Consider the following 26,539-nt stretch of genomic DNA (forward strand, 5'->3'; position numbering starts at 1 on the left):
GACGCCACTTGGCGCGATGATGAGCCGTCATGCGCAGGCGGGGCGGCTGGAGGCGATCGGTCTGCGCGAAGCGCGGCGTGCTGACATGCAGTTTGTCGACAGCGCTGTCGTGACGGACTCGGGTCTTGCGGACGATCACGGACGGCCCGGCAAACGCGCGGTCACGTTGATTCAGGCCGAACACCTGCCGGTGATCGCAGCGCTGGTCGGCCACGGCGTCACGGCATCGGACCTGCGGCGCAATCTAGTGATTTCGGGCATCAATCTGGCCGCATTGCGCAAGGGTGCAGTGCGGATCGGCGATGTCGTGCTGACCGTCGAGGGGCCTTGTCCACCGTGCAGCCGGATGGATGAGGTTTTGGGGCATGGCGGCTACAACGCGGTGCGCGGACACGGGGGGTGGTATGCCTCTGTCGCGCAACCTGGGACGCTCCGCATCGGCGATGGGGTCACCGCGGGCTGATGACGTTGCCGATTTTCCGGTGAAAGATCGGAACAGAAGGGGGGCCAGCCCCCCGTCCTGCGGACTCCCCCCGAAGTATTTGAGACCAGAAGAAGGTGCAGGCTGCGCCGCAAATGAAAAGGCCCGCCGTGTGGCGGGCCTTTCGTCGATCAGCTGGCGCGCGACTGGCGCTTGCGCTCGTGCGGGTCGAGGTGGCGCTTGCGCAGCCGGATCGCGTTCGGTGTGACTTCGACCAGTTCGTCATCGTCGATATAGGCGATGGCCTGTTCCAGCGTCAGCGTGATCGGCGTGGTCAGGCGGACCGCTTCATCGGTGCCCGAGGCACGGACGTTGGTCAGCTGCTTACCCTTCAACGGGTTCACTTCGAGGTCGTTCTCGCGCGTATGCTCGCCGATGATCATGCCGGTATAGACGGCCTCTTGGGCGCCGATGAAGAAGCGACCGCGGTCTTCCAGTTTCCACAACGCGTAGGAGACCGACGTGCCGTTTTCCATCGAGATCAGCACACCCTGACGACGGCCCTGGATCGGGCCCTTGTAGGGGGTCCAGCCGTGGAACAGGCGGTTCAGCACGCCCGAACCGCGCGTGTCGGTCAGGAATTCGCCGTGGTAGCCGATGAGGCCCCGCGACGGCACGTGGGCGATGATGCGGGTCTTGCCGGCACCGGCGGGTTTCATTTCCAGCAGGTCACCCTTGCGGGGGCCGGTCAGTTTCTCGACCACGGCGCCGGTGTACTCGTCATCCACATCGATGGTGACTTCTTCCAGCGGCTCCATGCGGACGCCGTCCTCATGCTTGAAGATGACCTGCGGGCGCGAGATCGACAGTTCGAACCCTTCGCGGCGCATGTTTTCGATCAGCACACCCATCTGCAATTCGCCGCGGCCCGACACCTCGAAGGCGTCGCCGGTGGGGGTGTCGGCGATCTTGATCGCGACGTTGACTTCGGCTTCGCGCATCAGGCGTTCGCGGATCACGCGGGACTGCACCTTCTTGCCGTCACGCCCGGCCAGCGGCGAATCGTTGATGCCAAAGGTCACGGTGATCGTGGGCGGGTCGATCGGCTGGGCCGGGATCGCGGTGTCGACGCTGAGGTCGCAGATCGTGTCGGCGACGGTGGCCTTGGACATCCCGGCGAGGGTCACGATGTCGCCTGCCTCTGCCACGTCGATGGCGGTCTGGGACAGACCGCGGAAGGCGAGGATCTTCGACACGCGGAACTGCTCGAACTTTTCGCCGTCGCGGTGCAGGGCTTTCACCGTCTCGCCGGCGCGCAGGGTGCCGGCTTCGACGCGGCCGGTCAGGATGCGGCCGATGAACGGGTCTGCGGACAGCGTCGTCGCCAGCATCTGGAACGGCTCGTCACGGCGGGAAATCTGCGCGGGCATCGGCACGTGCTTGAGGATCATGTCGAACAGCGCGTCGAGGTTTTCGCGCGGGCCGTCCAGTTCCATGTCGCACCAGCCGGACCGGCCAGAGGCATACATGGCCGGAAAATCAAGCTGTTGGTCGTCGGCATCGAGGGCGGCGAAAAGGTCGAAGACCTCGTCCAGCGCGCGGTCGGGTTCCGCGTCATGCTTGTCGACCTTGTTCAGCACCACGATCGGGCGCAGGCCAAGGGCCAGCGCCTTGGAGGTCACGAATTTCGTCTGGGGCATCGGACCTTCGGCGGCGTCGACCAGCAGGACCACACCGTCAACCATCGACAGGATCCGCTCCACCTCGCCACCGAAGTCGGCGTGGCCGGGGGTGTCGACGATGTTGATGCGCGTGCCTTTCCACTCGACACTCGTGCATTTGGCAAGGATGGTGATCCCGCGCTCACGCTCGATATCGTTGCTATCCATGGCGCGTTCGGTCGTCGCCTCGTTCGCGCGGTAGACGCCCGATTGCTTCAGAAGCTCGTCCACCAGAGTGGTTTTGCCGTGGTCAACGTGTGCGATGATCGCAATATTGCGAATGTCCATGTGGTATGCCTTTGTGCGGAGTTGTCGCGCGCATACAGTGCAAACGCAGCAAAGGCTAGTCCCTTAGTGCGGCGTGGTGTCCGAGAAGAGCTGGATCACGACGATCCCCGCGATGATCAGCGCGAGGCCGAGCACGGCGGCGCGGTCCAGCCGCTGGCCGAAGACGACGAATCCGATACCCGCGATCAGCACGATGCCAAGGCCGGACCAGATCGCGTAGACGATGCCGACGGGCATGACCTTCAGCGCCAGCGCCATGAAATAGAACGACGCGGCATAGGTCACGACGCAGATCGCGGCGGGCAGGGGACGGGTGAACTGGTGGCTGGCCTGCAGCGCAGTCGTGCCGATAGTTTCGGCTATGATCGCGATGACGAGGGCGATGTAATGGAACGGCATGGTGTCGGGATCACCGATGGCGTGCGTCTTGTCAATCCGGACGACGACGCCCCGGCAGCAAGAGCAACCGGGGCGCGTGTGGCAAGCCTGTCCCTGGCTTAGCCGTGGTAGTGCAGACCGCGGAAGGTGCGGCCTGCGTCCCGGTCGCGTCCACCGTGGACAGCACCCGCAAAGGCGGCAACACCGGCGATCAGGGCCGCTGCGGCCAGTGCAAACGCGGTCAGGATACCTGCGTTGCGTGCGCTGCGGGCGGCCTCGACGGCCGTGGCCTTGGCGTCATCGGCCAATTTCTGTGCCTCGTCCTTCGCGGCCTGCACCGCATCGGCGGCCTGCTGGCGGGCGGCCTGGGCATCCGTCACGACCTGATCGACGCGGGCCTGCGCCTCTGGCTGGGTCATGTCGGTACGCGCGGAGACGGCGCTGGCCAGATAGGCGCGGTCGGCGTCGCTGACCTCGCCCGTGCGATAGACGTTGGCGACGATGCTGGCCGTCTGTTGGGCCACCTGTGCGGGATCTGCTGCGTTCGGATCGACCTGCGCGGGCCGCAGCAACTGATTGGACAGATATTCGGTCGGGTCAGTCCTGGCTTGATCGGGCAGTGCGGCCCCGGCGGCATTGGCCACGCCTGACGCCACGCCGCTGACGGCGGACCCGGCCGTCTGCACGACAGCGCCTGCGGCCTGACCGGCGCCGGCCGCAACGGACCCTGCCGTGCTGGCCGCAAAGCTGACCGCGTTCGACAGCAGGAGGGCAGAGATGATCGTGCCGAGGCCCCAGACGACAAGGCCGTTGATGCCGTCGCGGGTGGTGACTTCGTCCTTGGTTGCGGATTCGACGCGGCGGCGCATGCGACCCGCAATGTAACCGCCGGCGAGGTAGGCGGCGATCAGCGTCAGGACCAGCCAGAGGGCGGTCAGGATCAGCTCGAAGGTCGAGGAAGTGTCGCTGCCGTCAAGCGTGATGCTGGACAGGCCCAAGGCCGCGCCGAAAGTGGTCAGCAGCAGGCCGATGGCGACGGCGACAACGGTGCCCGCGAAGATGGCAGGCCAGTCGACGTAGGATCCGTCGGTGGCGGTCGCGGTGGTGGGTGTGTTCATGGTGTTCCCTTTTGATGCGGTTGTGCTGATATCGATTCGGTTCAGCCCAGACCGAGCAGCGACAAGACCGCCAAAACCACGACAACGAGGCCCACGAGATAGATGATACCGCCCATTTGGATACGTCCTTCATTCTGACCGTGCGCGAGGTGCGCCGGTTTGGTGAAGACGAACGGCGCAGGGGGTGCGTTGTTCCGTCGCAGGGTGCCGATTGCGCGGCTTCCGCCGGAAGGTTGCGAATTCCTGATCTGGATCAGGTGGCGATGTAGCGGTCGCGCCGGTGGTTGAAGGTGATGATCAGGTTCAGGACGAGGGCACCCAGCAGCGACCACATCACGATGTTGGCCGGAAACAGGAAGAACGCGACGGTGAAGATCACAGCATCGACCGACAGTTGCACGTAGCCCGCCTTGAACCGCGTTGTGTCCTGTACCAGCAGTGCCACGACCCCCAATCCGCCAAGGCTGCCGTTGTGGCGGAACAGCGCCAGCAGACCTAGGCCCGTCACGGACCCGAAGGTGATCGCCGCCAGCGCAGGGTTCAGCGTAGCAAAGGTCATGCCGCGCGGAATCAGGGTGCTGAGGACCGACAGCAACGTGACCGAGATCAGCGATTTGATCGTGAACACCGGCCCCAGCCTGCGCCAGGCCAGCGCGTAGAACGGCAGGTTGATGACGAAGAACACGACGCCAAAGGACCATCCGGTCAGATAGGCGATGATGACCGCCAGCCCGGCGGTCTGACCCGTGATCAGGCCGACCGATGTCAGGATTGTCAGCCCGAGTGCGCAGAGGAACACGCCAAGGGCCATGCCCTGGATATCTTCGAGAAGGCTGTGCTTGTTGCTCGGGCTCATGTCCGTGCGATAGGACAGCATTGATGACCTGTCCAGACGAGAAAGGCCGCCCCCGCTGGGGACGGCCTTCGACGGGTTCGATTTTCGGACTTTTGCCCGAAAATCAGGCTTACATCGCTTTTTGCAGGTTCTGATCGACGGCGTCGAGGAAGCCTTCGGTGGTCAGCCACTTCTGGTCGGGACCGACCAGCAGGGCGAGGTCCTTGGTCATCTGGCCGGATTCGACCGTGTCCACGACGACCTTTTCCAGCGTCTCGGCAAAGCGCATCAGCTCTGCGTTGTCGTCCAGCTTGGCGCGGTGCTTGATGCCGCCGGTCCAGGCAAAGATCGACGCGATGGAGTTCGTCGAGGTCGCCTTGCCCGCTTGGTGCTGGCGATAGTGGCGGGTGACGGTGCCGTGGGCGGCCTCGGCTTCCACGATCTTGCCATCGGGCGTCATCAGCTGCGAGGTCATCAGGCCGAGCGAGCCGAAGCCCTGTGCGACGGTGTCCGACTGCACGTCGCCGTCGTAGTTCTTGCAGGCCCAGACGTAGCCACCGGACCACTTCATGGACGCAGCGACCATGTCATCGATCAGGCGGTGCTCGTAGGTGATGCCGGCGGCCTTGAACTTGTCCTCGAACTCGGCGTCAAAGATCTCCTGGAAGATGTCCTTGAACCGGCCGTCGTAGGCCTTGAGGATCGTGTTCTTGGTCGAAAGATAGACCGGGTAGCCGCGCTTGAGGCCGTAGTTCATCGAGGCACGCGCGAAGTCGCGGATGCTGTCGTCGAGGTTGTACATCGCCATCGCCACACCGGCGGAAGGGGACTGGAACACCTCGTGTTCGATCGTCTCGCCGTCGTCGCCGACGAACTTGATCGTCAGCTTGCCTTTACCGGGGAAACGGAAATCGGTGGCTTTGTACTGGTCGCCGAATGCGTGACGGCCGACGATGATCGGCTGGGTCCAGCCGGGCACAAGGCGCGGCACGTTCTTGCAGATGATCGGCTCGCGGAAGATGACGCCGCCAAGGATGTTGCGGATCGTGCCGTTCGGGCTGCGCCACATCTTCTTGAGGCCGAATTCCTCGACCCGCGCTTCGTCGGGGGTGATCGTGGCGCATTTCACGCCGACGCCGACTTCGGCGATCTTGTGGGCTGCGTCGATGGTGATCTGGTCGTCGGTGCGGTCACGCTCCTCCATGCTCAGATCGTAGTACAGCAGATCCACGTCCAGATAGGGCAGGATCAGCTTCTGCTTGATGAAATCCCAGATGATGCGGGTCATTTCGTCGCCGTCGAGTTCGACGATCGGGTTGGCTACCTTGATCTTGGACATGGTGTCTCCGGTTGGCACGTTGCGATTGCAGACGTCCTAGCGGATATTCCGACGCGCGGGAAGGCGGTATACCTGTGTATACCGCACTTATATCAGGCAGACAGGGCTGTCGGGATGATCGCCTGCTCGATCAGGTCGGTCAGGACGCCGAAATAGCCGTCGCTGCGCGCGGGCAGGGTCGGGTCAGAGGTGATGACGATGCTGGTCGCAAGGTCTGGCACGATGCAGATGATCTGCCCGCCGTAGCCGCGCGCCAGCGCATAGTCCTGCCCTTGGGCGCGGCCCAGAAACCAGCCATAGCCATAGGACAGACCCGAGTAGGGCGAGCGGGTCTGTGGCGCGAAGGAGGCGGCGATCCAGACGCGGCTGACGACGCGGGTGCCGTTCCAGACGCCGCCCTGCCGGATCATCTCGGCAAAGCGCAGCATGGCATTGGGCGTCAGCGCCATCTCGTTGCCGCCCAGATAGCGGCCCTGCGGATCGCGTGTCCACGGCGGAATGTCGATGCCCAGCGGACGCCCCAGACGCGCGCGCGCGAGGTCCAGCAGGCTGGCGTCCGCCACGGTGGACAGCACGGCGCCCAGCACGTGGATGGATCCTGTGGAATAGAGCATCCGGCCGCCCGGGTCCGCCACCATCGGCCGCGACAGGGCGTTGGCCACCCAGTTGCCGCTGCTGACCCAGCCGCCGTAGCCCGCACCTGATGTCCTCTCCAGCCCGGCGCGCATGGTGACCAGATCCTGCACGGTCAGGTCGGCGACGCGCGGATCTGCACCGGCCGGAACCAGCCGTGGCGCGACGTCAGACAACGTGCTGTCGAGGGCGATCTCGCCCCGGTCGATCGCGATCCCGGTCAGGGTCGCCACGATGGTCTTGGAGACGGACTTGACGTTCGCCAACCGGTCCAGCCCCGGCCCGCGCGGCGCCATGGCAATGACGGGCGCACCGTTCCGCGCGACGATCAGGCTGTGCAACTGGTCGAGGCGCTGCGCCCGGTCGGCGACGGCGTCCCAGCCTGCGGTCTGCGCCGGCAGGTGGGTTGCGGTGGCGGCCAGCGTGCTGGCGATGAAAAGGCGGCGTGTCAGATGTGTCATGCAGGACAGATGGGGCGGCGGTGGCGCAGCGCCACTCACCACCCCATCACACCCGCGTCAGAGCGTCAGGATCGTCGATCCCGTCGTCTTGCGCGCTTCGAGGTCGCGGTGCGCCTGGGCGACCTTTTCCAGCGGATAGGTCTGACCGATGTTGATCTTGACGGCACCGCTTGCGACCTTGTCGAACAGATGCTGGGCCATCTCTTGGCAGACCTCGTGGTCCGCGATGTGGCTGAACAGGGTCGGGCGGGTGATCTGCAGCGACCCCTTCTTGCCCAGCATCCCCAGATCGACCGGCGGCACGACACCAGAGGCATTGCCGAAGCTGATCATCATGCCGACGGGCCGCAGACAGTCGAGCGAGCCTTCGAAGGTATCCTTGCCCACCGCATCCATCACCACGTCGACGCCGCGCCCATTGGTCAGCTCGCGCACACGGCCGACGAAATCCTCGTCGGCGTAATTGATCATGTGGGTGGCGCCGTGATCCAGCGCCAGCTGGCACTTGGCATCGCTGCCAGCGGTGCCGATCAGAGTGATGCCTTCGCTTTTCGCCCACTGGCAGGCAATCAGGCCGACACCGCCGGCGGCGGCGTGCATCAGGACCGTGTCGCCGGCCTTCAGCGGCACCGTGCGGTGAAACAGGTATTCGACCGTCATGCCTTGCAGCATCATGGCCGCCCCTTCCTCGAAGCTAATGGCGTCGGGCAGGGGGCAGACCTGCGCCGCGGGCATCACGCGCGCCGCGCAGTAGGCGCCCGGCGGGTTGGAGGCATAGGCGGCGCGGTCGCCCACCTTGAGGTGCGTGACACCTTCGCCCACGGCCTCGATCACGCCGGCGGCTTCCATGCCGATGCCGTGCGGCAGATCAAGCGGATAGACGCCGCTGCGGTGGTAGACGTCGATGTAGTTCAGGCCACAGGCCTTGTGCGCGATGCGGACCTCGCCGCGGCCCGGTTCGCCGACCGGACGATCCTCGATCTGGAACACGTCGGGGCCGCCGGTGTCGCGGATGATGACGGTGCGGGCTGTTTCGGTCATGTATGGGCCTTTCGGGCAGTCTTGCGTTGCGATGATGGTGGTCGTTTGTGCGTCAATGGCAAGGGGCCACAGGGATCGATCATGACGGACAGGGGGTAACGCGTCAGGACGTCAGCCGGAATGCCTCGCGCTCGATCTCCAGAAAGGCGAGGCCAAGCGCGCCGATGGCTGTATAGACGTCCGCCGCCTCGGCCTGCGTGAGGTCCGTCATAAAGCGGTCGGCCCAGGGGCCGATGTGCTTGTCGAAGAAGTCCTGCTGCACGTCGGCCCCGGCAGACTGGCCGAACCGACCAATGATCAACCCGGCCATCATTTCCAGCAGCGAGGCGATATTGTCCTCCGGATCGGAGGTCCGTTCGGACCGCGCGATCCCCAGCTTCGCCATGTCGCCGCGCAGCCGCGCCAGTGGCTTGTCGTTCAGGAAACCGGTCAGGTAGTAGCTGGCGTAGGGCAGCAGTTCGCCACGCCCGACACCGATGAACAGCGCATTGAATTCGCGGGTCACCGCCTGCGGCGTGGTGCCGCGGGCGGCCTGCGCCAGCTGTTCAATGGCTTGCCCCAGCCGCGAGGCATCCCCGGTCAGCCCGGCGGTGCGGTCCAGCAGGGCCTGATCGGGTGGCGCCGTCAGCAGAACGGCGAGATAGTCGTAAAGATCGGCACGCAAGCGATCTTCGGCGTCGATCGCGGGGGCAGGGGCGGCAGTCATGTGCTGTCTCCGAATTGAAAGCGCATGCGGCGCGGGGGAAGGGGTGTGGAGTCCTCGGACGCAGGTGCTGCCACCTCGGGCAGGTCTGCGGCAGGCGGGCTGTCGGCCTCGGGTTCCGCCTGTGCCATCTCGATGGGTTCTGCAACCGCCTCTGCCACGGGCGTGGGGGCGGCTGGCGGTGTGGTGACCGGATCGGACAGCAATCCGCGCCCGACGCGGTAGGCGGTCTGGATCACACCTTGGCCGGCCGAGGCGGCGCGGTAATCCAGATCGTAGTCGTTCAGCCCGTCCACGCAGGCCAATATCGTGTCGGACCGCCACAGGCTGCGCAGGGCGCGGTTGCGCAGGTGCTGCGGCACGGCGCGCACCATGAAGGCCGCGAAATCATCCTCGCGTTGCAAGGTGTCGGGGTCCGGCAGGTCCAGCGCCGCCAGTGTTTCCGCGTCGGACAGCGCCGGCAGGTCCGGATCGGTCGCGTCGACACTGGCGTCCGGTTCTGCTGCGACCGGTGCGGTCTGCGCATCGCGCTCGGCCTTCAGTCCGGCACGGCGGCGCGCGAAAAAGGACGGCTGGTCCGTCATGGGCGGCCCTGCCGACGGGATGTCTCGATGTCGCCACAACGCCGGGCGGGCTGGGGTGACACCGGATGCAGGGATGGGAAAGGACGCAAGGGGAACCCTCCGATCAGGTCCGGGGCAGGGGATGGAACAGCGCACAACATGGCGCAAAGCGCCCGCGCCGCCAAGGGCAAACTCCGCCGCCCGACCGCAGGGTTCCCCCGCACCCGGTCCAGATCACGCAGGTTTGCGGTTTACCTCCGGCGCTTTTGGTGATGAACAGGGGCCTGCACGCAGCGGAGCATCCCAAATGTCAAAATCGGTCTTGATCTGCAACTGCCTTGGCAGCCAGCGCGTCGATGGCCCGGCCTTGACGGCTGCGACGGGACTGGCCTGTTCGCGTGCCTTCGACAGCCTGTGTGACCGGCAAAGCGATGCGGCCTCTGCCGCCATGGCGCAAGGCGATGTCGTCATCGCCTGCGCGCAGGAAGCACCGCATTTCACAGCCCTCGCGGCCGAGATCGGGGCCGAGGTGCCGGCGTTTGTCGACATCCGTGACCGCGCCGGCTGGACCGACGACGCGGACGCTGCGCCAAAGCAGGCTGCCTTGTTGGCCGAGGCGATGCTGCCGGTGCCGCCGGTGCGGTCGCTTGACGTGACCTCTGCCGGGACCTGCCTGATTCTGGGTCGCAACGCGGTGGCTGTCGATGCGGCAGTGGCACTGTCCGACATCCTTGGCGTCACGCTGCTGATGCCCACCGGATGGGAGGTCGAGCGCCATCCCGGCTTTGACACGGTGACCGGCACGCTGTTGCAGGCCACCGGATCGCTGGGCCAATTCCAGACGCGGATGGACGCCCTGCGCCAGCAAGTTCCCGGTGGCCGGGGCGATGTCGCGATGACCGCGCCGCAGGATGGGGCCGCGTCCGAGTGCGACCTGATCCTCGATCTGCGCGGCGCGGGTCCGCTGTTTGCCGCCGATGCCAAGCGTGACGGCTATCTGCGCGCCGATCCCGACAGCCAGCCTGCCGTGGCCGCCGCCGTGCTGGCCGCTAGCCAGATGATCGGCACATTCGAAAAACCGCTTTACGTGCGCCTTGAGCAGTCTCTTTGCGCGCATTCACGGGCAGAGCAGGTGGCCTGCACCAATTGCCTCGACCTGTGCCCGACCGGCGCCATCAGCCCCGACGGCGATCACGTCACCGTCGATCCGTTGATCTGCGCAGGTTGCGGTGCCTGTTCGGCCGTCTGCCCGTCGGGCGCCATCAGCTTCGATGCGCCCCCGGTCGAGGCGGTATTCACCCGCCTGACCACGCTCGCCGCGACCTACCGCAAGGCCGGCGGCACCGCACCGCGCCTGCTGGTCCATGACGCCGATCACGGTGCAGAGATGATCCGCCTCGCCGCCCGCTTCGGTCGCGGCCTGCCGGCGGACGTGATCCCGCTGGAAGTCGCGGCGCTGGCGGCCTTCGGTCACGCCGAGGCGGTTGCCGCCCTGGGCACGGGCTTTGCCGATGTGGCCGTGCTGTTGTCGCCCCGGACGGAAACCGAGGCCCCGGTGCGCGAGGCGGCCTTGGCCAACGCCATCGCCGGACGCGAGGCGATGGTGCTGCTGGACATGACCGACCCCGACGCGCTGTCGGATCATCTGTATGACACGACTGCCGGGCCGGTGGTGAAGACGCCGACGCTGCAGATCGGCACCCGCCGCCAGATCACGCGCCTTGCCGCGCGGACCCTGCAGCCGCAGGCCGCGGTCATTGATCTGCCCACCGACGCCCCCTACGGCGCCGTCCACGTCGACACCGACGCCTGCACGCTCTGCCTCGCCTGCGTGTCACTCTGCCCCTCCGGCGCGCTGGGCGACAACCCCGACCTGCCACAGCTGCGATTTCAGGAGGATGCCTGCCTGCAATGCGGCCTCTGCGCCAACATCTGCCCCGAGGACGCGATCACGCTGGAACCGCGCCTGAACCTGACGCCGGATGCCTTCCGCCAGAAAGTGATGCACGAGGAAGAACCCTTTGCCTGCGTGTCCTGTGGCGAGCTCTTCGGCGTAAAGTCCACGATCGAAAACATCACCGCCAAGCTGACCGGACACGCCATGTTCAGCAATCCGGCCGCCCTGCGGATGATCCAGATGTGCGACGACTGCCGGGTTGCCGCGCAGTACCATTCTGACGACAACCCCTTTGGCGGTGCGCCGCGGCCTCGGCCGCGCACCAGCGCCGACTACCCGGCGAAACGCCGCGACAACTAAGGAGAGTTCCATGACCGACGACACCTTCAACATGTCCATGCGCAAGTTCCTCAAGCAGGTCGGCGTGACCAGCCAGCAGGCGATCGAGGCCGCGATGCGCGAAAAAGGCGATACCGCAGGCCAGAGCTTCGAGGCGCGCGTGGTGCTGACCGTCGACGGGTTGGACCTTGAACACGTCGTGACGGGCCGGATCGACGGCATGGACGCAGGCGACCAACCAGCATGAGCGTGACACGCGACGCCGTTCTGGCCGTCCTGAACGGGATCACCGATCCGGTCACGAACGGTCCGCTGCCCGCCTCCGGTGCAGTCAAGGCGCTGACGGTTGACGGCGGCACGGTGCGTTTCGTGCTGGAAATCGCGCCCAGCCGCGCCGCCGATTTCGCACCCGTGCAGGCCGAGGCGGAACGTCTGGTCGGCGCGCTGGATGGCGTCACCAAGGTCACGGTCGTCATGACTGCCCACACCTCGCCCGCAGCACCGCCCGACCTGAAGCCGCAGCGGGCGGCCCCCACAGGTCCGCAGCCGATCCCGGGCATCGCCCGGATCATCGCCGTCGCCTCCGGCAAGGGCGGTGTGGGCAAATCGACGGTGGCCTCCAACCTCGCCTGCGCGCTTGCAGCGGCCGGGCGCCGGGTCGGTCTGCTGGATGCGGACGTCTACGGCCCCAGCCAGCCGCGGATGCTCGGCGTGTCTGGTCGCCCCGCCAGCCCCGACGGCAAGACGATCCTGCCGCTGCGCAACTTCGGCGTCACGATGATGTCGATCGGCCTGATGACGAACGAGGATCAGGCCGTCGTCTGGCGCGGTCCGATGCTGATGGGCGCGCTGCAGCAGATGATGAATCAGGTGCAATGGGGGACGCTCGACGTGCTGATCGTCGACCTGCCGCCCGGCACCGGCGACGTGCAGATGACGCTGGCGCAGAAGGCGCGCGTCGATGGTGCGATCATCGTGTCGACCCCGCAGGACGTGGCGCTGCTGGATGCCCGCAAGGGGATCGACATGTTTCAGCAGTTGCACGTCCCCATCCTTGGCATGATCGAAAACATGAGCACGCACATCTGTTCCAACTGCGGTCACGAGGAACACGTCTTCGGCCACGGCGGCGTGGCGCGCGAGGCCGAGAAGCTGGGCGTGCCTCTGCTGGCAGAGATCCCGCTGCACCTGTCGATCAGGCTCGCGGCCGACGGCGGCGCACCGATCGTCGTGACCGATCCCGACAGCCCCCAGGCCGCCGGTTTCCGCGCCGTTGCCCGCCACCTGATCGACGCTGACCTTGCATGACCGACGACGTCGTCCCGCCGCTGTTCACGGACTACACCAGCGCCGGCGCCGATCCCTGGCCGCTGGCCTGCACCGCAGCCGCTGACGGGACCGAGGCCGGTCTGGTCATCCATGATCTGGCCGACGACCGGCTGCGTGTGGCCGTCGTCTTTGCGCCTGACCTGCCGTTGCGGCAAAGCGTGGCGATGCTGCCCCTCTGCGGTGTGGCCTTTCAGACCGCCCTCGGCATCCTCGGCCCGCCTGCGCTGGTGCCGCAGCTGGGCTGCGATGGTGCGATTGTCGTAAACGGCGGCCGGTGTGGCGCGCTGTCGATCGCAGCGGGAACCGCCGATCCCGCTGCGGTACCGGACTGGCTGGTCATCGGCCTGACGCTCGATCTGGCCAACGCCGGACCTGACGGCGGTCACACGCCCGAGACGACGACCCTGCACGCCGAAGGCTGTATTGACGTCTCACCCGCCGAGCTGCTGGCGGGGTGGTTGCGGCAGATCCTGCTCTCCCTCGACACTTGGCACCACGACGGGCTGGCGGACCTGCATACCCGCTGGACCGCCATGGCGCGCGATCTGAACGGGATCTGCACGGCGGCCGGGCAGACGGGTACGCTGATCGGTGCCGATGCGGACCTGAACCCGCTGTTGAAAACCGATTCAGGGACACAGATGATACCCCTTACACAGCTTTTAAGAGAATCCGCATGAACCTCGCCCGCGCGATCCACTTCGATGACAGCGACACCCGTGTGTTCCACAGTCCCGCACGGACGGGTGAGTGGTGTATTTCGGGCGGGTTCGAATTCTCGAACTGGTCGCAGGGCGATCTGGTCGGCAAGGCGCGTCAGGCCTTCACCAACGGCTGGATGGGGGCTGAAACCTTTGGTCGCACTAGTTTTGTCGCTGTGACGCCGATCACGCAGGCCGAGCTGGACAGCCTCGCTGATGCTTTGGCCGCGCATTTCGTGACGATCTACGGCGCGCCCGATGTGGCGACCGCCCGGCCCACCGCGCTGGAAGAGTTGCACCAGATGGCGGATCTGTGCGCCGGACACGACATCAATACGCTTCTGACGGTGACCCGCGACCTGACCGAGAACGGCGTGCGCGAAAGTTTTCGCGCCGTGCCGCCGCAGGCCGCCGCGCTGGATCAATTCGCGATCCACGTGACCGACGACACACCTCATGACCATGACCATGACCACGACCACCACCACTAGCCGCCTGTCCGCTTCTTCTGGTCAAAAATACTTCGGGGGGAGTCCGCAGGACGGGGGGCTGGCCCCCCGGCCGATTATTCACCGAAAAATCGGCGCGGCGGCCTCGGATGCGCGTCGATTGCAAAGTCTGGCGGCCAAGGCTGGCCCTTTGACGATGTGATCCTGCCATCCGTTCACTGGGAAAGACGCCTCAATCCGACGTAAGCGGTATATCAAAGCCGGGCGGCGCGAGAGTGAAACCGGCAAAGTCGAACCCGGGCGATACGGTGCAACTGACCAGTGACCAGTCCCCCGTGCTTTGCGCCGATTGCCAATGGTGTGCGGGCACGATGGCCTGTGCCGTCTGACCGTTGAGCACATCCGGTCCCAAGACCGTTGCCGTGGCGGGTCCGGCCGCATCTGCGGCCCGCCGCAAGGTCAGTGGCGCGCCGGTGTGATGAAACCAGATTTCGGTCGCATCGACCCGGTGCCAGTGGCTGACCTCACCGGCCAGCAGCAGAAACAGAATGGCCGTACCGGTCGGGCGGCCCGGATTGTCTGCGATCCATGTCTGGCGATACCAGCCGCCTTCCGGGTGGGGCGACAGGTCCAGGTGTGCAATCAGATCGGCGGCCTTCATCGGCGGGTTCCCTCCTGCGGCATAACAATGTCGTAATTTCCGCTTTCCTTGCAGCAGAACAGAAAAGCCGTGATCGGGACAAGACGCGATGCAACCAAGCCTGATCTTTGCCGTTGTGATGCCAGATGAAACGACTGGAGAAGATGATGAATATCCTCAAGACAAGCACCGCAGCAGTGGCCCTGACCCTCGCAGGGTCGATGGTCTTTGCCGAAAGCCACATGAATGCGGACGGTACGGCGACCAACGCTGAACAGGCCGAACAGTCCATGGAAAATGCGGCTGATTCCGCTGGCAACGCTGTCGAGAATGCCGCCGATGCAACCGGCAACGCTGTCGAAAACGCCGCTGATGCGACGGGCAATGCTGTCGAGAATGCTGCAGATGCAACGGCAGACGCAGCGGACAGTGTGGACGACATGCAGAACTTCGATCTGACGACGTCGGAAAACCTGATCCGCACCCGTGACATCACAGGTGGTCAGGTCTGGCGCATGGATGCCGCAGAAGACAACAGCATGTGGACCAACAACGAGACCTATCAGGGCACCGGCGAAGGCTGGGAGCGCATCGGCTCGATCGAGGACATCGTGCTGTCCAAGACCGGCCAGATGGTTGCAATCGTCGGTGAAGTCGGTGGCTTCCTCGGTCTGGGCGACAAGATGGTTATGATGCCCGTCGAGAACGTGCGCCTGACAGCGCTGGACGATGGCACCTACGCCTATGTCACGCAGATGACCCAAGCGGACATCGAAGCGGCACAGGACGTTGACGAAGGCTTCTGGGAGTAATCTCCCGCCCTGATCGGACGACCGGAAGGGGTGGCGCAAGCCGCCCCTTTTGCGTTTGTGCCGCCCCTTTGCGGATGCTGCCGGGGGCCAGCCCCCGAACCCCCGAAGTATTTGCGACCAGAAGAAGGAGCCGCCGCAGGTTAGGCCCCGTCGTCCTGCGTCTCGAAATGGAAGATGTGCAGCAGGCGGTGCAGGAACGGGTAGAGCAGGATCGCGGTGATCGCCGGATAGACTGCACCGGAAAAGATCGCGTAGGTGCTGGCAAAGAGCTTGGCCGCGTCGTCCGGCATCGGGTCGACCGGGCCCATGCCGGTCAGGATCATGCTGGCGTTGAGAAGGGCGTCGATCCAGTCTAGTCCGACGATCCAGTAATAGCCGGCCATCCCGATGCCGAGGCAGACCGCCAGCACGCCGCCCGCGAAGGCGACATAGGTAAAGACCCGCCGCAGAAACCTGCGGCGGGTCGAAAGTGGCGTATCGAACCGGGCGATCATCAGCCCCGCAGGATGCTGCGTCCGGCGTAAAGGGCCGTCTCGCCCAGCATTTCCTCGATCCGGATCAGCTGGTTGTACTTGGCCAAGCGGTCAGAGCGGGACAGCGACCCGGTCTTGATCTGGCCGCAGTTGGTGGCCACGGCAAGGTCGGCGATGGTGGTGTCCTCGGTCTCTCCGGAGCGGTGCGACATGACGTTGGTGAACCGCGCGCGGTGGGCCATGTCGACGGCCTGCAACGTCTCGGTCAGGGTGCCGATCTGGTTGACCTTGACCAGCATGGCATTCGCCGATCCACGCTTGATGCCTTCGGCCAGACGCTTTGGGTTGGTCACGAAAAGGTCGTCGCCCACCAGCTGCACGCGGTCGCCCAGACGATCGGTCAGGGCCTTCCAGCCGTCCCAGTCGTCCTCGGACATGCCGTCTTCGATGCTGATGATGGGATAGTCGTTCACTAGCTTTTCAAGGTAGTCGACATTCTGGTCCGAGGTGAACGAGGCGCCTTCGCCCTTCATCTCGTACTTGCCGTCCTTGAAGTATTCGGTCGAGGCGCAATCGAGGGCGAGGTAGATATCCTTGCCGGGTGTGTAGCCTGCCTTTTCGATGGACTTCAAAATGAAATCAAGTGCTTCGCGGGTGGAGTTCAGGCCGGGGGCAAAGCCGCCCTCGTCGCCGATGCCGGTGTTGTGGCCCGCGGCGGAGAGTTCTTTCTTCAGCGTGTGAAACACTTCGGAGCCCATGCGGATCGCTTCGCGGATATTGTCCGCAGCCACCGGCATGATCATGAATTCCTGAATATCGATCGGGTTATCGGCGTGTTCGCCGCCATTGATGATGTTCATCATCGGCACCGGCAGCATCCGTGCAGATGTGCCGCCGATGTAGCGGAACAGCGGCTGCGAGGTGAAATCGGCGGCGGCCTTGGCGACGGCCATCGACACGCCGAGGATCGCGTTCGCACCCAGACGCCCCTTGTTGTCGGTGCCGTCCAGTTCGATCATCGTCATGTCGATGCCGACCTGATCGGTGGCGTCATAATCCAGCAGTGCCTCGAAGATCTCGCCGTTCACGGCGGCGACCGCTTCCAGCACGCCCTTGCCCATGTAGCGGGACTTGTCCCCGTCGCGGCGCTCGTGCGCTTCGTGCATGCCGGTCGACGCACCCGAGGGGACGGCGGCGCGGCCCATGGTGCCGTCTTCGAGGGTCACGTCGACCTCGACCGTGGGGTTGCCACGGCTGTCGAGGATTTCGCGGGCGTGGATGTCGATGATACTGCTCATGAGAGGCCTCCGGTGGGTGATGTTAGCGTTAACGGTGTTATATCGCGCCTGCTGCTGCAAGGGAAGCACGGCGGCGCTGGCCTTCGCGCAGGGCGGCGTAGGTGCCGGATCCCACGATGATCGCGGCCCCGAACAAGGTGGCGGCGTCGGGGCGTTCGCCGAAGACGGTGACGCCGACGATCAGGGCAAAGACCAGGCGGGAATAGCGGAACGGTGCGATATGGGACATGTCGCCCAGCCGTGTCGCGGTGACTAACGCGTAATAGCCCAGCACGCCCGCCACGATGGATCCCGCCACGCGCAGCGAATCCGTGGTGCCGGGCAGGACGAAGCGGTCGCCGACCACGGCCATCAGGACCAACCCGGTGGGCACGATGACGGCAAAGGCGTAGGTGGACAGGCGCATGGAGCTGATGGTCTTGGGGATCCGCCGGGTCGCCAGATCGCGGATACCGAGGAAGATCACGCCCTGCACGGCGAAGAGCGATGCGGGGCGGAAGGAATCCATGCCCGGCCGGATGATCAGCAGCACGCCGCAAAACCCGACGGCGATCGCGGCCCAGCGCCGCCAGCCGACGGCTTCTTGCAGGAACAGGGCCGCCCCCAGCGTCACGAACAGCGGCGTCGCCTGAAAGATCGCCGAGGCCGAAGAGATCGGCGTCAGCACCACGGCGGAAACATAGCCCAGCGTTCCAAAGACCTCGCCGGCGTTACGCAGCAGGACCATAGGATGCAGGACGTCGCGGCGCAGAAGACGCTCGCCCTGCATGCGGCAGACGATAGCAAAGACGATGCCGCCGCCCAGACCCAGCATGGCGAGGATCTGCCCCGTCGGCAGAGCCCCCGCCATCTGCTTGATGAACATGTCCTCCAGTGCGAAGCCGAGCATCGCGAGAACCATCAGGATGCTGCCGCGCAGATTGTCCAAGTGTCGTGCCCTTCTGCGCCAATGTTGGGGGTGGATTACGCCTCTCTTGCCGGGTTGCAAAGCGCAGGCGTCGATTTTTATTCGCGCCCTCGCCGGCAGGCGGCAACGGGGCGCCCGCCCGACAAGGTGACACTGTCAGGCCGCCGGGCCTCTAGTCCGCCTCGATCCGGGTGCCGAAAAGTTCCAGCCGGTGCCCGATCAGGCGGTAGCCCAGCCGCTTGGCGATGCGGTCCTGCAGCGCCTCGATCTCGGGGTCGACGAATTCGATGACCTGACCGGTGGCCACGTCGATCAGGTGGTCGTGGTGGCCGCCGTCCGCCGCCTCGTAGCGTGCGCGCCCGTCGCCGAAGGCATGCTTCTCAAGGATGCCCTGCTCTTCGAACAGCTTGACCGTGCGATAAACCGTGGCGAGCGAGATGCGGGGGTCGATGGCCGCGGCGCGGGCGTGCAGCGCCTCGGCGTCCGGGTGATCGGTGGCGTCGTCCAACACCCGTGCAATGACCCGGCGGGGGGCCGTCATGCGCAGCCCGGCGGCGGCGGCGCGGCTTTGGATGGTCTGGGTCATGGCGCCTCGGTGATCCGTGTATCGCCCGGTCTTAGCGAAGTTTCGCCCAAAGGGCCACCGTCTCGGCCCCCGATCGGTATGGCGGGCGTTCACCGTGACAAGGACGCGCGGGATGTGACATCTTGCGCTTGGCAGCAGAGAGGAGACGACGATGAGCTTGATGCAGACACTGGCGCGGGTCGCCGTGGGCGTGGCCGTGGCCAAGGGGGCGCGGGCCCTGACGCAGAACGCCCGGGCAGGCAAATCCGGCACCGTTCTGGATGACATGCTGGGCAAGCGTGGCACCACGGCGCGCGCGGGACAGACCGGCGGTCTGGGCGGATTGCTGGACAGTTTGCAGGGGCGGCAAAGCGGCACCCGTCGCACCCAGCCGTCCGCTGGCGGATTGTCGGACCTGTTGGGCGGTCTGGCGGGGGCCGGTGGTCTTGGCGGTCTGATCGGCGGCCTGACGGGTGGATCCTCCGGTCAGCGCAGCACGGGCCAGTTCGGCGAAAGGCTGCAATTGCAGATCGACGCGACCGCCGATCCGCAGGCCCAGATGCCGCCAGAGCAGGAGGGCCTTGCCGCCGTCATGCTGCTGGCGATGGTACAGGCCGCACAGGCCGACGGCACGCTCGACGATAAAGAGCGTTCCCGCATCATGGATCATCTGGACGGCGCCTCGGCGCAGGAGCGCGCCTTTGTCGAGGATGCGATGACCCGGCGCATGTCGGTGTCCGATCTGGCCGCCGGTGTGCCCGAAGGGGCCGAGGCGCAGGTTTACACGATGGCGCTGATGGCCATCGACCTCGACCACCCGGCAGAGGTCGATTTCCTGCGCGGCTTTGCGGATGAACTGGGCCTGCGGTCGGCTGATGTGAACGACATCCACGCCAAGGCCGGTGTCGTGCCGCTGTATAGCTAGAACCAGCGCAACCAGCGCATCACGGCGGCGGACACGACGCCGATCACGGCCATGCTGATGCACAGAACTGCAAAGGCATGGCCGCTTTGCACCCCCGGCATCCCGCCGACGTTGACGCCAAAGAGGCCAGTCAGAAATCCCAGCGGCAAAAAGATCGCGGCGACCACGGACAAACGATAGCCGTTTTTCTCCAGCCGCGCGTTCTGCACCGTGTCCAGATGGTCCGCCATGGCCGTCAGGCGGTCGTGGACTTCCGACAGCTCCTCCAGCGCCCAGCGGCAGCGGCTGGCGGTGTCGCGCAGGCGGTGGCGCAGATCGTCCTTGATCAGGTCGGTCGGCGCCTGCGAAACCTGCGTCAGCGCCTCGGCCAGGGGGGCCACGTGGCGGCGGAACTTGATGATCTCGCGCCGCAATGGTGCCAGATCGTCCAAGGGTGCGCGGTCGTGTTCGTAGACGTCGCCCTCCATATCGTCGGCGGCATCCTCGCGCACAAAAGCGATGTTTTCCAAGCGTTCGACCAGCCCTTCGGTGATCCGCGCCAGCATGTGACCGGGGCTGTGGGGGGCATCGCCCGCCGCGACCTGATCGCGCAGATCTTCCAGCGCAAAGATCCGCTGGCGGCGCACGGTGATCATCAGCGTGTCGGTCATCCAGATCCGCAGCGAGACCATGTCAGCGGTTTCCTCGCCCTCGTTGAGGTTGATGCCGCGCAGGGTGATCGCCATGCCGTGGTCGTCCATGTCCATGCGCGGCCGGGTCTTGTCGGCCAGCAGCGTGCGGCGGGCGAGGCCCGGCAGGTTCGTCGCCGACCACCCGGCCAGCGCCATGTCCGACAGATCGAAATGCAGCCAGCGATAGGCCGCGCCGTCGACGGGCTTGGCCGCCAGATCGGGGGCGGGCCTTGCGGTGCCATCTTCCCAGATGTCGAAGGCCGACAGCGGAACCAGCGTGGTTTCCTCGTTATTCGTCAACAAAGAACTGCCCTTCCATGGTCCTGACGGCATGACCCGCGATGGTGACGCCACCGGTGGGACCATCGGTTCTGGCAAAGATAAGCGACGCGCGGCCCATGTCCACGCCCTGATGGATCGTCAGGTCCTGTGGCTGGCCGGTCAGATCATGCAGCAGCGCACACAGCGCCGCGGCGGCGCTGCCCGTAGCAGGGTCCTCTGGGATATTGTCCAAGGGCGCGAACATCCGCGCGTGGACCATATTGCCCTGCGTGACATAGGCCAGCGTCGCGAAATCGAGGCTCGCTGGATGCAGCGCGGCCCCTTCGCGCATGGCGGCCACATCGGGCTGGCAGCGGCGCAGAGCGTCCCGGTCGGTCAACCGCGCGATGACGAAGGTCAGGCCGACGCCCGCCTGCACGGGCGGATGGACGGTGCCGTCCAGATTCGCGACGGTCAGCCCCAGCGCGCGGGCGACCAATGCGGGGTCGGGCGCGCCGTGGCGGGTCAGCGGTGTGGTGGTGGTAAAGCTGCCGCGGCCCTGCGCCACCGTGCAGGGAATCGGGCCGACGCCGGTCTCGAGGATCATGTCTGCCGGAAAGCCGAGGTCCGCCAGCGCCACCGCGGTGCCGATCAGGGGGTGGCCCGCGAAAGGCACCTCTCGCGTCGGGGTGAAGATGCGGACCCGCGCGCTGTGGCGCAGATCGTCGGGGGGATAGACGAACACCACTTCCGAGTAGTTGAATTCCCGCGCGATGGCGGCAAGCTGCGCCTCTGGCAAGGGGCCCGCATCGGGAAAGACGGCCAGTTGGTTGCCGCCGAACCGGCGGTCGGTGAAGACATCGTAGACGACGTAGGTGTTCATGGGATCAGGCTCGGTTGTGGATTGACGTGATGGGCCAGCCGGGCGACCGTCAGGCCCTGCACGATGATGGAAAAGACGACGACCATGTAGGTGGCGGTCAGGATGATGGGTTTCCACGCGCTGTCTGGCAGCGACAGGGCGAGGGCCACAGAAATCCCGCCCTTCAGCCCGCCCCATGTCATGATGCGGATCACCCCACCAGAATAGCTGCGGAACGGGCGCAGCAGCGTGATCGGGATCGCCACGGCCATGAAACGCGCGACAAGCGCCAGCACGATGGCGGCGCTGCCGGCGATCAGGTGGGACGTATCGAAGACGACGGCAAAGACCTCCACTCCGATCAGCAGGAACAGGACGGCATTCAGGATCTCGTCGATCAGCTTCCAGAAGGCCTCAACGTACTTGCGCGTTTCCTCCGACATCCCAAGGCGCGTGCCGACGTCACCGATCAGCAGGCCGGCGCAGACCGCCATGATCGGGGCAGACACATGCAGCGCCACCGCCAGCTCGTATCCGCCAAAGGCGAGGCCCAGCGTCAACAGCACCTCCAGCGCGTAGTCGTCGATGCGGCGCATCAGGCGGAAGGTCAGGAACCCCAGCACGAGGCCGAGCGCCGCACCGCCGAAGGCCTCGCGCGCAAAAAGCAGCGCTGCCCCGGAAAGGCCCGCATCGTCAGCCGCACCGTGGGCGCTGCCGGTAAAGGCGGCACCGACAAGGATCAGATAGACGACATAGCCCACGCCGTCGTTGAAGAGGCTTTCACCGGCGATCTTGGTTTCCAGCGATTTGGGCAGGTTGGTGTCGCGCAGCACCCCCATCACCGCGACCGGATCGGTGGGCGAGATCAGCGCGCCGAAGACCAGCGCCACCAGCAGCGGCATCCCCGTGATCCACGCAAAGCCGTAGCCCACAATGACGGTCGAGATCGCGATGCCCATCGTGGCCATCAGGCTGACCGTGGCCCATTCCGCCTTCAGGTCCGAGGTCTTGACGTGCAGCGCACCCGCGAACAGCAGAAAGCCCAGCATCCCTTCCAGCAGGGCATCGGAAAATGCGATGCCGGAGACTTGGCCACGGATCGTGTCGGCTACGTTCAGGCCTGGGATCACCGCATCGAGGCCCATAACGATGATCGACGCCAGCAGCGCCACGACGAGGATGCCGATGGCCGAGGGCAGCTTGAGGAACAGGTAGTTGATGGCCCCGAAAAGCCCCGCGAGGACGATCAGCAGTGCGGCGATCTGCAACAGGGTCATGGGGTCGCCTCCGACAGGGTCGCACCTGCGCTAGCATGACGCCCTTACCCGTGCCACCCCGGCAGGCGCAGCCATGTGCCGCCAAGGCGCCGGACTGTGGCACCGCTGCCCAGCTTGAACCGCGCCAGACCGGGGCCTGCGTCCGTGTCGATCGTGCCAAGGTCCAGTTCCGTAACACCGGTCGCGGCCAGACGGCGTGCCGCTTCCATCAGCAGGACGGGATGCGCGCGCAGGCTGCGCCCGCGCGGGCCCGACCACGCGATCTGATAGGTCGCGGCCTGACCGTGGCGCAGGATCAGCATGGCGGCAACGGGGACTGGTCCTTCCATCGCTGTCAGGACCAGCGCGTCGCCGGGATTGGCGCGGGCAAAGGCGAGGCTGACCGCGTGGGGCAGGGCGCGAAACCGCTTGTGTCGCTGCTGTTCCAGATCTGCGGCCAGGAACCAGGCGTCGCGCTGCGGGCACAGCGGACGGAGCGTGATCCGCAGACTCGCGCGACGACCCTGCCGCACCTTGTTGCGCCAGGCGGCATCGCAGAGGGCCAGTTGCCGGTCCGGATCGGGGTCAAGCGGCAGGACTGCCAGTGTCGCCGGTGTCATGATTCGGTGAAATCCGGCGCCGCGCAGGATCGCGTCTTCGCCGGCATCGGCGTTCACCAGATGCAGCCGCGCGCCGCGCAGCGCGGCCACCCGGTCCGCGGGGGGCGTGTCATGGCGAAAGACCGGCCCGCGCGAGGCAAAGCGCAGCGTGCCCAGCGGCCCCAAGGGGCGCGACACGACGAGCACCTGGCCGCAATCGTGCACCCCCTCGACCGCAGCGCTGCGGCCCAGCAGGGTCAGGGCGCGGGCGAACCCGTCCGACTGCTGTAGGGGCAGGGGCCGGTCCAGCTGTGGCATGACGGGGCGCATCAACATGACGTACGTTAAAGCATTGGAAACCTAATGCGGGGTTAATGACGCAACGCCATTTGCGAAAGGTGACCCCATGCGCAACCCGCCACCCACCGTCCGTGGCATCCGCGCCGCATCCCCGCGGCTGACCCTTTCGGCAGCCGCACTGCTGGCGGCGCTGACCTGCCTGCCGCTGCTCGCGCTGGTTCTGATCCTTTAGGTCAGCCGCACCAGCGCGTGCCGCTTCTTGCCCGCCGACAGCTTCATCGGCTGGGCCAGCATGTCCGGCGTCACCATCAGGCCCGCGTCGGTCAGCGCTTCGTCGTTCAGGCGCGCACCATTGTCGGCGATCAGGCGCTTGGCCTCTTTGCCGGACCCCGCCAGACCGCTGCGCACAAGAATTTGCGCGATGGACAAGCCTTCGCCCAGATCTGCGGCTGTCAGGTCCAGCGTCGGCAGATCGTCACCGACGCCACCCTGCTCGAAGACCTCGCGGGCGGTCGCCTCGGCGGCTTCTGCGGCGGCGCGTCCGTGCAGCAGGGCCGTGACCTCGTTGGCAAGGATCACCTTGGCCGCGTTGATCTCCGACCCTTCCAGCGCGCCCAGACGGTCGCATTCCTCCAGTGGAAGTTCGGTATAAAGCTTCAGGAACCGCCCGGTGTCCGCATCAGTCGTATTGCGCCAGAATTGCCAGAAGGCGTAGGGCGCGGTCAGGTCGGCATTCAGCCAGACCGCCCCGGCGGCGGTCTTGCCCATCTTGCGCCCGTCGCTGGTGGTCAGCAGGTGAGAGGTGAGGCCGTAGATCTCGTGATCCAGCACGCGCCGCGTCAGGTCGATACCGTTCACGATGTTGCCCCACTGGTCCGACCCGCCCAGCTGCAGCAGGCAGCCATAACGGCGGTTCAGCTCCAGAAAGTCGTAGGCCTGCAGGATCATGTAGTTGAATTCGAGGAACGACAGGCTCTGTTCCCGGTCCAGCCGCGACTTGACGCTGTCGAACGCCAGCATCCGGTTGATGCTGAAATGCCGCCCGATGTCACGCAGGAACGACAAGTAGTTCAGATCGTCCAGCCACTCGGCGTTGTTCAGCATCAGCGCACCGTTGGCGCTGTCGTCATAGGTCAGGTAGGCGGCAAAGACCTGTTTGATGCCTGCGATGTTCGCGTCGATGGCGGCATTGTCCAGCAGGGGGCGCTCATCCGCGCGAAACGACGGGTCGCCCACCTTGGTCGTGCCACCGCCCATCAGGGTGATCGGCTTGTGGCCGGTCTTCTGCAGCCAGCGCAGCATCATGATCTGGATCAGCGATCCGACGTGCAGCGAGGTCGCCGTCGCGTCGAAACCGATATAGGCAGGCACGACACCGGCGCTCAGCGCGTCGTCAAGGGCCTGATAATCGGTGCAGTCGGCCAGAAAGCCACGCTCCATCATCACGGCCATGAAGTCTGATTTGGGATGGTAGGTCATGTCTTGTCCCTTGTGTCGTGCCGGGGCATCAATAGCGGCGCCGTGTCACAAGGGAAAGACCATGAAGATCAAAGGACCGATCCGGGCATTGGGGGCGATGTCGGGCACATCGCTCGACGGGATCGACGCGGCCGTGCTGGTGACGGACGGTGTGACGATCGACGCCTTCGGCGACAGCGACTACCGCGAGTATTCCGACCGCGAACGCGCGACGCTGAAAGCCGCCCTCGGCCTGTGGCCAGAGGATGACATCGCCGCGGCCGCGCGGGTCGTGGCCCATGGCCACCGCGTGCTGCTGGGCGGATTCGCGGACATCGACCTCGTCGGTTTTCACGGCCAGACGCTGGCGCACGATCCGGACGGCCGCGGCACGCATCAACTGGGCGATGGCGCCGCGCTGGCGCAGGCGCTGGGCTGGCCCGTCGTCTGGGATTTCCGCAGCGCCGACGTGCGGCTGGGCGGGCAGGGCGCGCCGCTGGCGCCGTTCTATCACTTCGCGCTGGCCAAGTGGATGCAGGCGGATGCGCCGCTCGCGTTCCTCAACCTGGGCGGCGTCGGCAATCTGACCTGGGTCGATCCCCGCCACGCCCGTCCAGAGGATGACGGCGCCCTGCTGGCCTTTGACACTGGCCCCGCGAATGCGCTGCTGGACGACGCCATGCTGACGCGGCGCGGTATCGCGCGGGACGAAGGCGGCGCGCTGGCGGCCTCGGGCGTGATCGACGACGATATCGTCGCGGCGTTCCTGTCGCATCCCTACTTCTACCGGATGCCGCCAAAATCGCTGGACCGCGATACCTTTGCGGCCCTCGCGGCGGCCGTGATTCCCCTGTCGGACGCCGATGCGGCGGCGACGCTGACGGCGGCCAGTGCGCTGGCCGTCGCCGAGTCGCTGCAACATTGCCCGACACCGCCCTCTGCCATCTGGGTCAGCGGCGGCGGACGCCACAACGCCACCTTGATCCGCATGATTGCTGCGGCCACGGACATTCCCGTACGTCCGGTCGAGGAGGCAGGACTCGATGGCGACATGCTGGAAGCGCAAGCTTTTGCCTATCTGGCTGTCCGCGTGGCGCGGGGCTTGCCCACCTCTTGCCCCGGCACTACTGGAGTCGGGGCCGCCGTTTCAGGGGGCACAGTCAGCAGGAACACAAATCCGTGACTGTTGTGCCGCTGCAACGCTTTTTGATTTCGATACAGAAGGTAGGAACGGTGTCCCGTGTGTCGGACGTTAAGCAGGCGTAAGACGCGAAAACGAAATCTACTCCCAAAGGA

At 65.8% G+C, this 26,539-nt stretch carries 30 protein-coding genes; 11 read left to right on the forward strand and 19 right to left on the reverse strand.

Annotated elements, in window-relative coordinates; genetic code table 11:
• Positions 1–16 precede the first annotated feature (16 nt).
• Positions 17–463: an MOSC domain-containing protein gene (locus tag GLR48_RS12615; RefSeq protein ID WP_237064539.1), complete on the forward strand. Its 447-nt coding sequence runs from the start codon at positions 17–19 to the stop codon at positions 461–463.
• 149 nt (positions 464–612) lie between these two features.
• Here GLR48_RS12615 and typA read toward each other — a convergent pair whose 3' ends face one another.
• From typA to GLR48_RS12660, 9 genes are all read right to left on the reverse strand, one after another.
• Positions 613–2,430: a translational GTPase TypA gene (gene typA / locus GLR48_RS12620; protein ID WP_237061948.1), complete on the reverse strand. Its 1,818-nt coding sequence runs from the start codon at positions 2,428–2,430 to the stop codon at positions 613–615.
• 63 nt (positions 2,431–2,493) lie between these two features.
• Entirely contained in the window at positions 2,494–2,829 is a 336-nt protein-coding gene (locus tag GLR48_RS12625) for a DMT family transporter (protein WP_237061950.1), read from the reverse strand.
• Positions 2,830–2,927: 98 nt separating this feature from the next.
• Positions 2,928–3,926, reverse strand: a complete 999-nt coding sequence (locus GLR48_RS12630; RefSeq protein WP_237061952.1) for a hypothetical protein — start codon at positions 3,924–3,926, stop codon at positions 2,928–2,930.
• Between the two features lie 253 nt (positions 3,927–4,179).
• Complete coding sequence (locus GLR48_RS12635; RefSeq protein WP_442915842.1) at positions 4,180–4,782, reverse strand: YitT family protein; 603 nt, start codon at positions 4,780–4,782, stop codon at positions 4,180–4,182.
• A 109-nt stretch (positions 4,783–4,891) separates the two neighbouring features.
• Positions 4,892–6,100, reverse strand: a complete 1,209-nt coding sequence (locus tag GLR48_RS12640; protein ID WP_237061956.1) for an NADP-dependent isocitrate dehydrogenase — start codon at positions 6,098–6,100, stop codon at positions 4,892–4,894.
• 92 nt (positions 6,101–6,192) lie between these two features.
• The gene (locus GLR48_RS12645; RefSeq protein WP_237061957.1) at positions 6,193–7,194 is read right to left on the reverse strand and encodes a serine hydrolase domain-containing protein; all 1,002 of its coding nucleotides are present in this window, start codon (positions 7,192–7,194) and stop codon (positions 6,193–6,195) included.
• 57 nt (positions 7,195–7,251) lie between these two features.
• On the reverse strand, positions 7,252–8,235 hold the full coding sequence (locus GLR48_RS12650) for a quinone oxidoreductase family protein (protein WP_237061958.1): 984 nt from the start codon (positions 8,233–8,235) through the stop codon (positions 7,252–7,254).
• Positions 8,236–8,338: 103 nt separating this feature from the next.
• Complete coding sequence (locus tag GLR48_RS12655) at positions 8,339–8,941, reverse strand: TorD/DmsD family molecular chaperone (RefSeq protein ID WP_237061959.1); 603 nt, start codon at positions 8,939–8,941, stop codon at positions 8,339–8,341.
• Positions 8,938–9,522, reverse strand: coding sequence for a DUF3306 domain-containing protein (locus tag GLR48_RS12660; RefSeq protein WP_237061960.1), 585 nt, complete (start codon positions 9,520–9,522; stop codon positions 8,938–8,940). Before GLR48_RS12660 ends, GLR48_RS12655 begins: the two co-directional genes overlap by 4 nt.
• Before the next feature lie 286 nt (positions 9,523–9,808).
• Between GLR48_RS12660 and GLR48_RS12665 the strand changes: the two genes are divergently transcribed.
• The 6 genes from GLR48_RS12665 to GLR48_RS12690 are packed head-to-tail and all read left to right on the forward strand — an operon-like array spanning position 9,809 to position 14,418.
• Positions 9,809–11,758: a 4Fe-4S binding protein gene (locus GLR48_RS12665; protein WP_237061961.1), complete on the forward strand. Its 1,950-nt coding sequence runs from the start codon at positions 9,809–9,811 to the stop codon at positions 11,756–11,758.
• Positions 11,759–11,768: 10 nt separating this feature from the next.
• Complete coding sequence (locus tag GLR48_RS12670) at positions 11,769–11,984, forward strand: DUF6494 family protein (protein ID WP_237061962.1); 216 nt, start codon at positions 11,769–11,771, stop codon at positions 11,982–11,984.
• Positions 11,981–13,045 carry an Mrp/NBP35 family ATP-binding protein gene (locus GLR48_RS12675; protein WP_237061963.1) on the forward strand — a complete coding sequence of 355 codons (1,065 nt, stop codon included), beginning with the start codon at positions 11,981–11,983 and terminating at the stop codon, positions 13,043–13,045. Before GLR48_RS12670 ends, GLR48_RS12675 begins: the two co-directional genes overlap by 4 nt.
• A complete protein-coding gene (locus tag GLR48_RS12680) occupies positions 13,042–13,746 on the forward strand; it encodes a biotin/lipoate--protein ligase family protein (RefSeq protein WP_237061965.1) in 705 nt (234 codons plus the stop codon). The genes GLR48_RS12675 and GLR48_RS12680 overlap by 4 nt, the downstream gene beginning before the upstream one ends.
• On the forward strand, positions 13,743–14,258 hold the full coding sequence (locus tag GLR48_RS12685) for a DUF6505 family protein (RefSeq protein WP_237061967.1): 516 nt from the start codon (positions 13,743–13,745) through the stop codon (positions 14,256–14,258). Before GLR48_RS12680 ends, GLR48_RS12685 begins: the two co-directional genes overlap by 4 nt.
• Positions 14,236–14,418: a hypothetical protein gene (locus GLR48_RS12690; protein WP_237061969.1), complete on the forward strand. Its 183-nt coding sequence runs from the start codon at positions 14,236–14,238 to the stop codon at positions 14,416–14,418. Before GLR48_RS12685 ends, GLR48_RS12690 begins: the two co-directional genes overlap by 23 nt.
• A gap of 30 nt (positions 14,419–14,448) precedes the next feature.
• Here GLR48_RS12690 and GLR48_RS12695 read toward each other — a convergent pair whose 3' ends face one another.
• The gene (locus GLR48_RS12695) at positions 14,449–14,877 is read right to left on the reverse strand and encodes a cupin domain-containing protein (RefSeq protein ID WP_237061971.1); all 429 of its coding nucleotides are present in this window, start codon (positions 14,875–14,877) and stop codon (positions 14,449–14,451) included.
• A gap of 146 nt (positions 14,878–15,023) precedes the next feature.
• Between GLR48_RS12695 and GLR48_RS12700 the strand changes: the two genes are divergently transcribed.
• Positions 15,024–15,668, forward strand: coding sequence for a PRC-barrel domain-containing protein (locus GLR48_RS12700; RefSeq protein ID WP_237061973.1), 645 nt, complete (start codon positions 15,024–15,026; stop codon positions 15,666–15,668).
• Positions 15,669–15,808: 140 nt separating this feature from the next.
• Here GLR48_RS12700 and GLR48_RS12705 read toward each other — a convergent pair whose 3' ends face one another.
• The 4 genes from GLR48_RS12705 to GLR48_RS12720 all read right to left on the reverse strand — a co-directional run bounded on the left by GLR48_RS12705 (position 15,809) and on the right by GLR48_RS12720 (position 18,932).
• Positions 15,809–16,162, reverse strand: a complete 354-nt coding sequence (locus GLR48_RS12705; RefSeq protein ID WP_237061975.1) for a hypothetical protein — start codon at positions 16,160–16,162, stop codon at positions 15,809–15,811.
• Positions 16,162–17,439 carry a phosphopyruvate hydratase gene (eno, locus tag GLR48_RS12710; RefSeq protein ID WP_237061977.1) on the reverse strand — a complete coding sequence of 426 codons (1,278 nt, stop codon included), beginning with the start codon at positions 17,437–17,439 and terminating at the stop codon, positions 16,162–16,164. Before eno ends, GLR48_RS12705 begins: the two co-directional genes overlap by 1 nt.
• A 37-nt stretch (positions 17,440–17,476) precedes the next feature.
• Positions 17,477–18,367 (reverse strand): DMT family transporter, encoded by an 891-nt coding sequence (locus GLR48_RS12715; protein ID WP_237061979.1) that lies wholly within the window; start codon positions 18,365–18,367, stop codon positions 17,477–17,479.
• A gap of 151 nt (positions 18,368–18,518) precedes the next feature.
• The gene (locus GLR48_RS12720) at positions 18,519–18,932 is read right to left on the reverse strand and encodes a Fur family transcriptional regulator (protein WP_237061981.1); all 414 of its coding nucleotides are present in this window, start codon (positions 18,930–18,932) and stop codon (positions 18,519–18,521) included.
• A 151-nt stretch (positions 18,933–19,083) separates the two neighbouring features.
• Here GLR48_RS12720 and GLR48_RS12725 point away from each other — a divergent pair, with 151 nt between their 5' ends.
• Entirely contained in the window at positions 19,084–19,836 is a 753-nt protein-coding gene (locus GLR48_RS12725; protein WP_237061983.1) for a DUF533 domain-containing protein, read from the forward strand.
• Here the strand turns inward: GLR48_RS12725 and GLR48_RS12730 are convergent.
• The 4 genes from GLR48_RS12730 to GLR48_RS12745 are packed head-to-tail and all read right to left on the reverse strand — an operon-like array spanning position 19,833 to position 23,821.
• Positions 19,833–20,810 (reverse strand): CorA family divalent cation transporter, encoded by a 978-nt coding sequence (locus tag GLR48_RS12730; protein ID WP_237061984.1) that lies wholly within the window; start codon positions 20,808–20,810, stop codon positions 19,833–19,835. The genes GLR48_RS12725 and GLR48_RS12730 overlap by 4 nt on opposite strands.
• Positions 20,797–21,651 carry a PhzF family phenazine biosynthesis protein gene (locus GLR48_RS12735; RefSeq protein ID WP_237061985.1) on the reverse strand — a complete coding sequence of 285 codons (855 nt, stop codon included), beginning with the start codon at positions 21,649–21,651 and terminating at the stop codon, positions 20,797–20,799. The genes GLR48_RS12730 and GLR48_RS12735 overlap by 14 nt, the downstream gene beginning before the upstream one ends.
• Entirely contained in the window at positions 21,648–22,907 is a 1,260-nt protein-coding gene (locus GLR48_RS12740; RefSeq protein ID WP_237061986.1) for a cation:proton antiporter, read from the reverse strand. Before GLR48_RS12740 ends, GLR48_RS12735 begins: the two co-directional genes overlap by 4 nt.
• Before the next feature lie 44 nt (positions 22,908–22,951).
• On the reverse strand, positions 22,952–23,821 hold the full coding sequence (locus GLR48_RS12745; RefSeq protein ID WP_237061987.1) for a GNAT family N-acetyltransferase: 870 nt from the start codon (positions 23,819–23,821) through the stop codon (positions 22,952–22,954).
• Between the two features lie 70 nt (positions 23,822–23,891).
• Between GLR48_RS12745 and GLR48_RS25675 the strand changes: the two genes are divergently transcribed.
• The gene (locus tag GLR48_RS25675) at positions 23,892–24,017 is read left to right on the forward strand and encodes a hypothetical protein (RefSeq protein ID WP_272911406.1); all 126 of its coding nucleotides are present in this window, start codon (positions 23,892–23,894) and stop codon (positions 24,015–24,017) included.
• On the opposite strand, the gene tyrS is transcribed toward GLR48_RS25675, so the two are convergent.
• Positions 24,014–25,264, reverse strand: a complete 1,251-nt coding sequence (gene tyrS / locus GLR48_RS12750; RefSeq protein WP_237061988.1) for a tyrosine--tRNA ligase — start codon at positions 25,262–25,264, stop codon at positions 24,014–24,016. The genes GLR48_RS25675 and tyrS overlap by 4 nt on opposite strands.
• A gap of 61 nt (positions 25,265–25,325) precedes the next feature.
• Between tyrS and GLR48_RS12755 the strand changes: the two genes are divergently transcribed.
• On the forward strand, positions 25,326–26,426 hold the full coding sequence (locus tag GLR48_RS12755; RefSeq protein WP_237061989.1) for an anhydro-N-acetylmuramic acid kinase: 1,101 nt from the start codon (positions 25,326–25,328) through the stop codon (positions 26,424–26,426).
• Positions 26,427–26,539 lie beyond the last annotated feature (113 nt).

Origin of the sequence: Loktanella sp. M215 (genome assembly GCF_021735925.1) — a bacterium.
In the GTDB taxonomy this organism is placed as follows: Bacteria; Pseudomonadota; Alphaproteobacteria; order Rhodobacterales; family Rhodobacteraceae; genus Loktanella.

What these genes read in the sequence shown, in the direction of transcription:
- GLR48_RS12615 (WP_237064539.1), top strand. Translation starts at nt 17, where the DNA reads ATGATGAGCCGTCATGCGCAGGCGGGGCGGCTGGAGGCGATCGGTCTG.
- typA (WP_237061948.1), bottom strand. Translation starts at nt 2,430, where the DNA reads ATGGACATTCGCAATATTGCGATCATCGCACACGTTGACCACGGCAAA.
- GLR48_RS12625 (WP_237061950.1), bottom strand. Translation starts at nt 2,829, where the DNA reads ATGCCGTTCCATTACATCGCCCTCGTCATCGCGATCATAGCCGAAACT.
- GLR48_RS12630 (WP_237061952.1), bottom strand. Translation starts at nt 3,926, where the DNA reads ATGAACACACCCACCACCGCGACCGCCACCGACGGATCCTACGTCGAC.
- GLR48_RS12635 (WP_442915842.1), bottom strand. Translation starts at nt 4,782, where the DNA reads ATGAGCCCGAGCAACAAGCACAGCCTTCTCGAAGATATCCAGGGCATG.
- GLR48_RS12640 (WP_237061956.1), bottom strand. Translation starts at nt 6,100, where the DNA reads ATGTCCAAGATCAAGGTAGCCAACCCGATCGTCGAACTCGACGGCGAC.
- GLR48_RS12645 (WP_237061957.1), bottom strand. Translation starts at nt 7,194, where the DNA reads ATGACACATCTGACACGCCGCCTTTTCATCGCCAGCACGCTGGCCGCC.
- GLR48_RS12650 (WP_237061958.1), bottom strand. Translation starts at nt 8,235, where the DNA reads ATGACCGAAACAGCCCGCACCGTCATCATCCGCGACACCGGCGGCCCC.
- GLR48_RS12655 (WP_237061959.1), bottom strand. Translation starts at nt 8,941, where the DNA reads ATGACTGCCGCCCCTGCCCCCGCGATCGACGCCGAAGATCGCTTGCGT.
- GLR48_RS12660 (WP_237061960.1), bottom strand. Translation starts at nt 9,522, where the DNA reads ATGACGGACCAGCCGTCCTTTTTCGCGCGCCGCCGTGCCGGACTGAAG.
- GLR48_RS12665 (WP_237061961.1), top strand. Translation starts at nt 9,809, where the DNA reads ATGTCAAAATCGGTCTTGATCTGCAACTGCCTTGGCAGCCAGCGCGTC.
- GLR48_RS12670 (WP_237061962.1), top strand. Translation starts at nt 11,769, where the DNA reads ATGACCGACGACACCTTCAACATGTCCATGCGCAAGTTCCTCAAGCAG.
- GLR48_RS12675 (WP_237061963.1), top strand. Translation starts at nt 11,981, where the DNA reads ATGAGCGTGACACGCGACGCCGTTCTGGCCGTCCTGAACGGGATCACC.
- GLR48_RS12680 (WP_237061965.1), top strand. Translation starts at nt 13,042, where the DNA reads ATGACCGACGACGTCGTCCCGCCGCTGTTCACGGACTACACCAGCGCC.
- GLR48_RS12685 (WP_237061967.1), top strand. Translation starts at nt 13,743, where the DNA reads ATGAACCTCGCCCGCGCGATCCACTTCGATGACAGCGACACCCGTGTG.
- GLR48_RS12690 (WP_237061969.1), top strand. Translation starts at nt 14,236, where the DNA reads ATGACCACGACCACCACCACTAGCCGCCTGTCCGCTTCTTCTGGTCAA.
- GLR48_RS12695 (WP_237061971.1), bottom strand. Translation starts at nt 14,877, where the DNA reads ATGAAGGCCGCCGATCTGATTGCACACCTGGACCTGTCGCCCCACCCG.
- GLR48_RS12700 (WP_237061973.1), top strand. Translation starts at nt 15,024, where the DNA reads ATGAATATCCTCAAGACAAGCACCGCAGCAGTGGCCCTGACCCTCGCA.
- GLR48_RS12705 (WP_237061975.1), bottom strand. Translation starts at nt 16,162, where the DNA reads ATGATCGCCCGGTTCGATACGCCACTTTCGACCCGCCGCAGGTTTCTG.
- eno (WP_237061977.1), bottom strand. Translation starts at nt 17,439, where the DNA reads ATGAGCAGTATCATCGACATCCACGCCCGCGAAATCCTCGACAGCCGT.
- GLR48_RS12720 (WP_237061981.1), bottom strand. Translation starts at nt 18,932, where the DNA reads ATGACCCAGACCATCCAAAGCCGCGCCGCCGCCGCCGGGCTGCGCATG.
- GLR48_RS12725 (WP_237061983.1), top strand. Translation starts at nt 19,084, where the DNA reads ATGAGCTTGATGCAGACACTGGCGCGGGTCGCCGTGGGCGTGGCCGTG.
- GLR48_RS12735 (WP_237061985.1), bottom strand. Translation starts at nt 21,651, where the DNA reads ATGAACACCTACGTCGTCTACGATGTCTTCACCGACCGCCGGTTCGGC.
- GLR48_RS12740 (WP_237061986.1), bottom strand. Translation starts at nt 22,907, where the DNA reads ATGACCCTGTTGCAGATCGCCGCACTGCTGATCGTCCTCGCGGGGCTT.
- GLR48_RS12745 (WP_237061987.1), bottom strand. Translation starts at nt 23,821, where the DNA reads ATGTTGATGCGCCCCGTCATGCCACAGCTGGACCGGCCCCTGCCCCTA.
- GLR48_RS25675 (WP_272911406.1), top strand. Translation starts at nt 23,892, where the DNA reads ATGCGCAACCCGCCACCCACCGTCCGTGGCATCCGCGCCGCATCCCCG.
- tyrS (WP_237061988.1), bottom strand. Translation starts at nt 25,264, where the DNA reads ATGACCTACCATCCCAAATCAGACTTCATGGCCGTGATGATGGAGCGT.
- GLR48_RS12755 (WP_237061989.1), top strand. Translation starts at nt 25,326, where the DNA reads ATGAAGATCAAAGGACCGATCCGGGCATTGGGGGCGATGTCGGGCACA.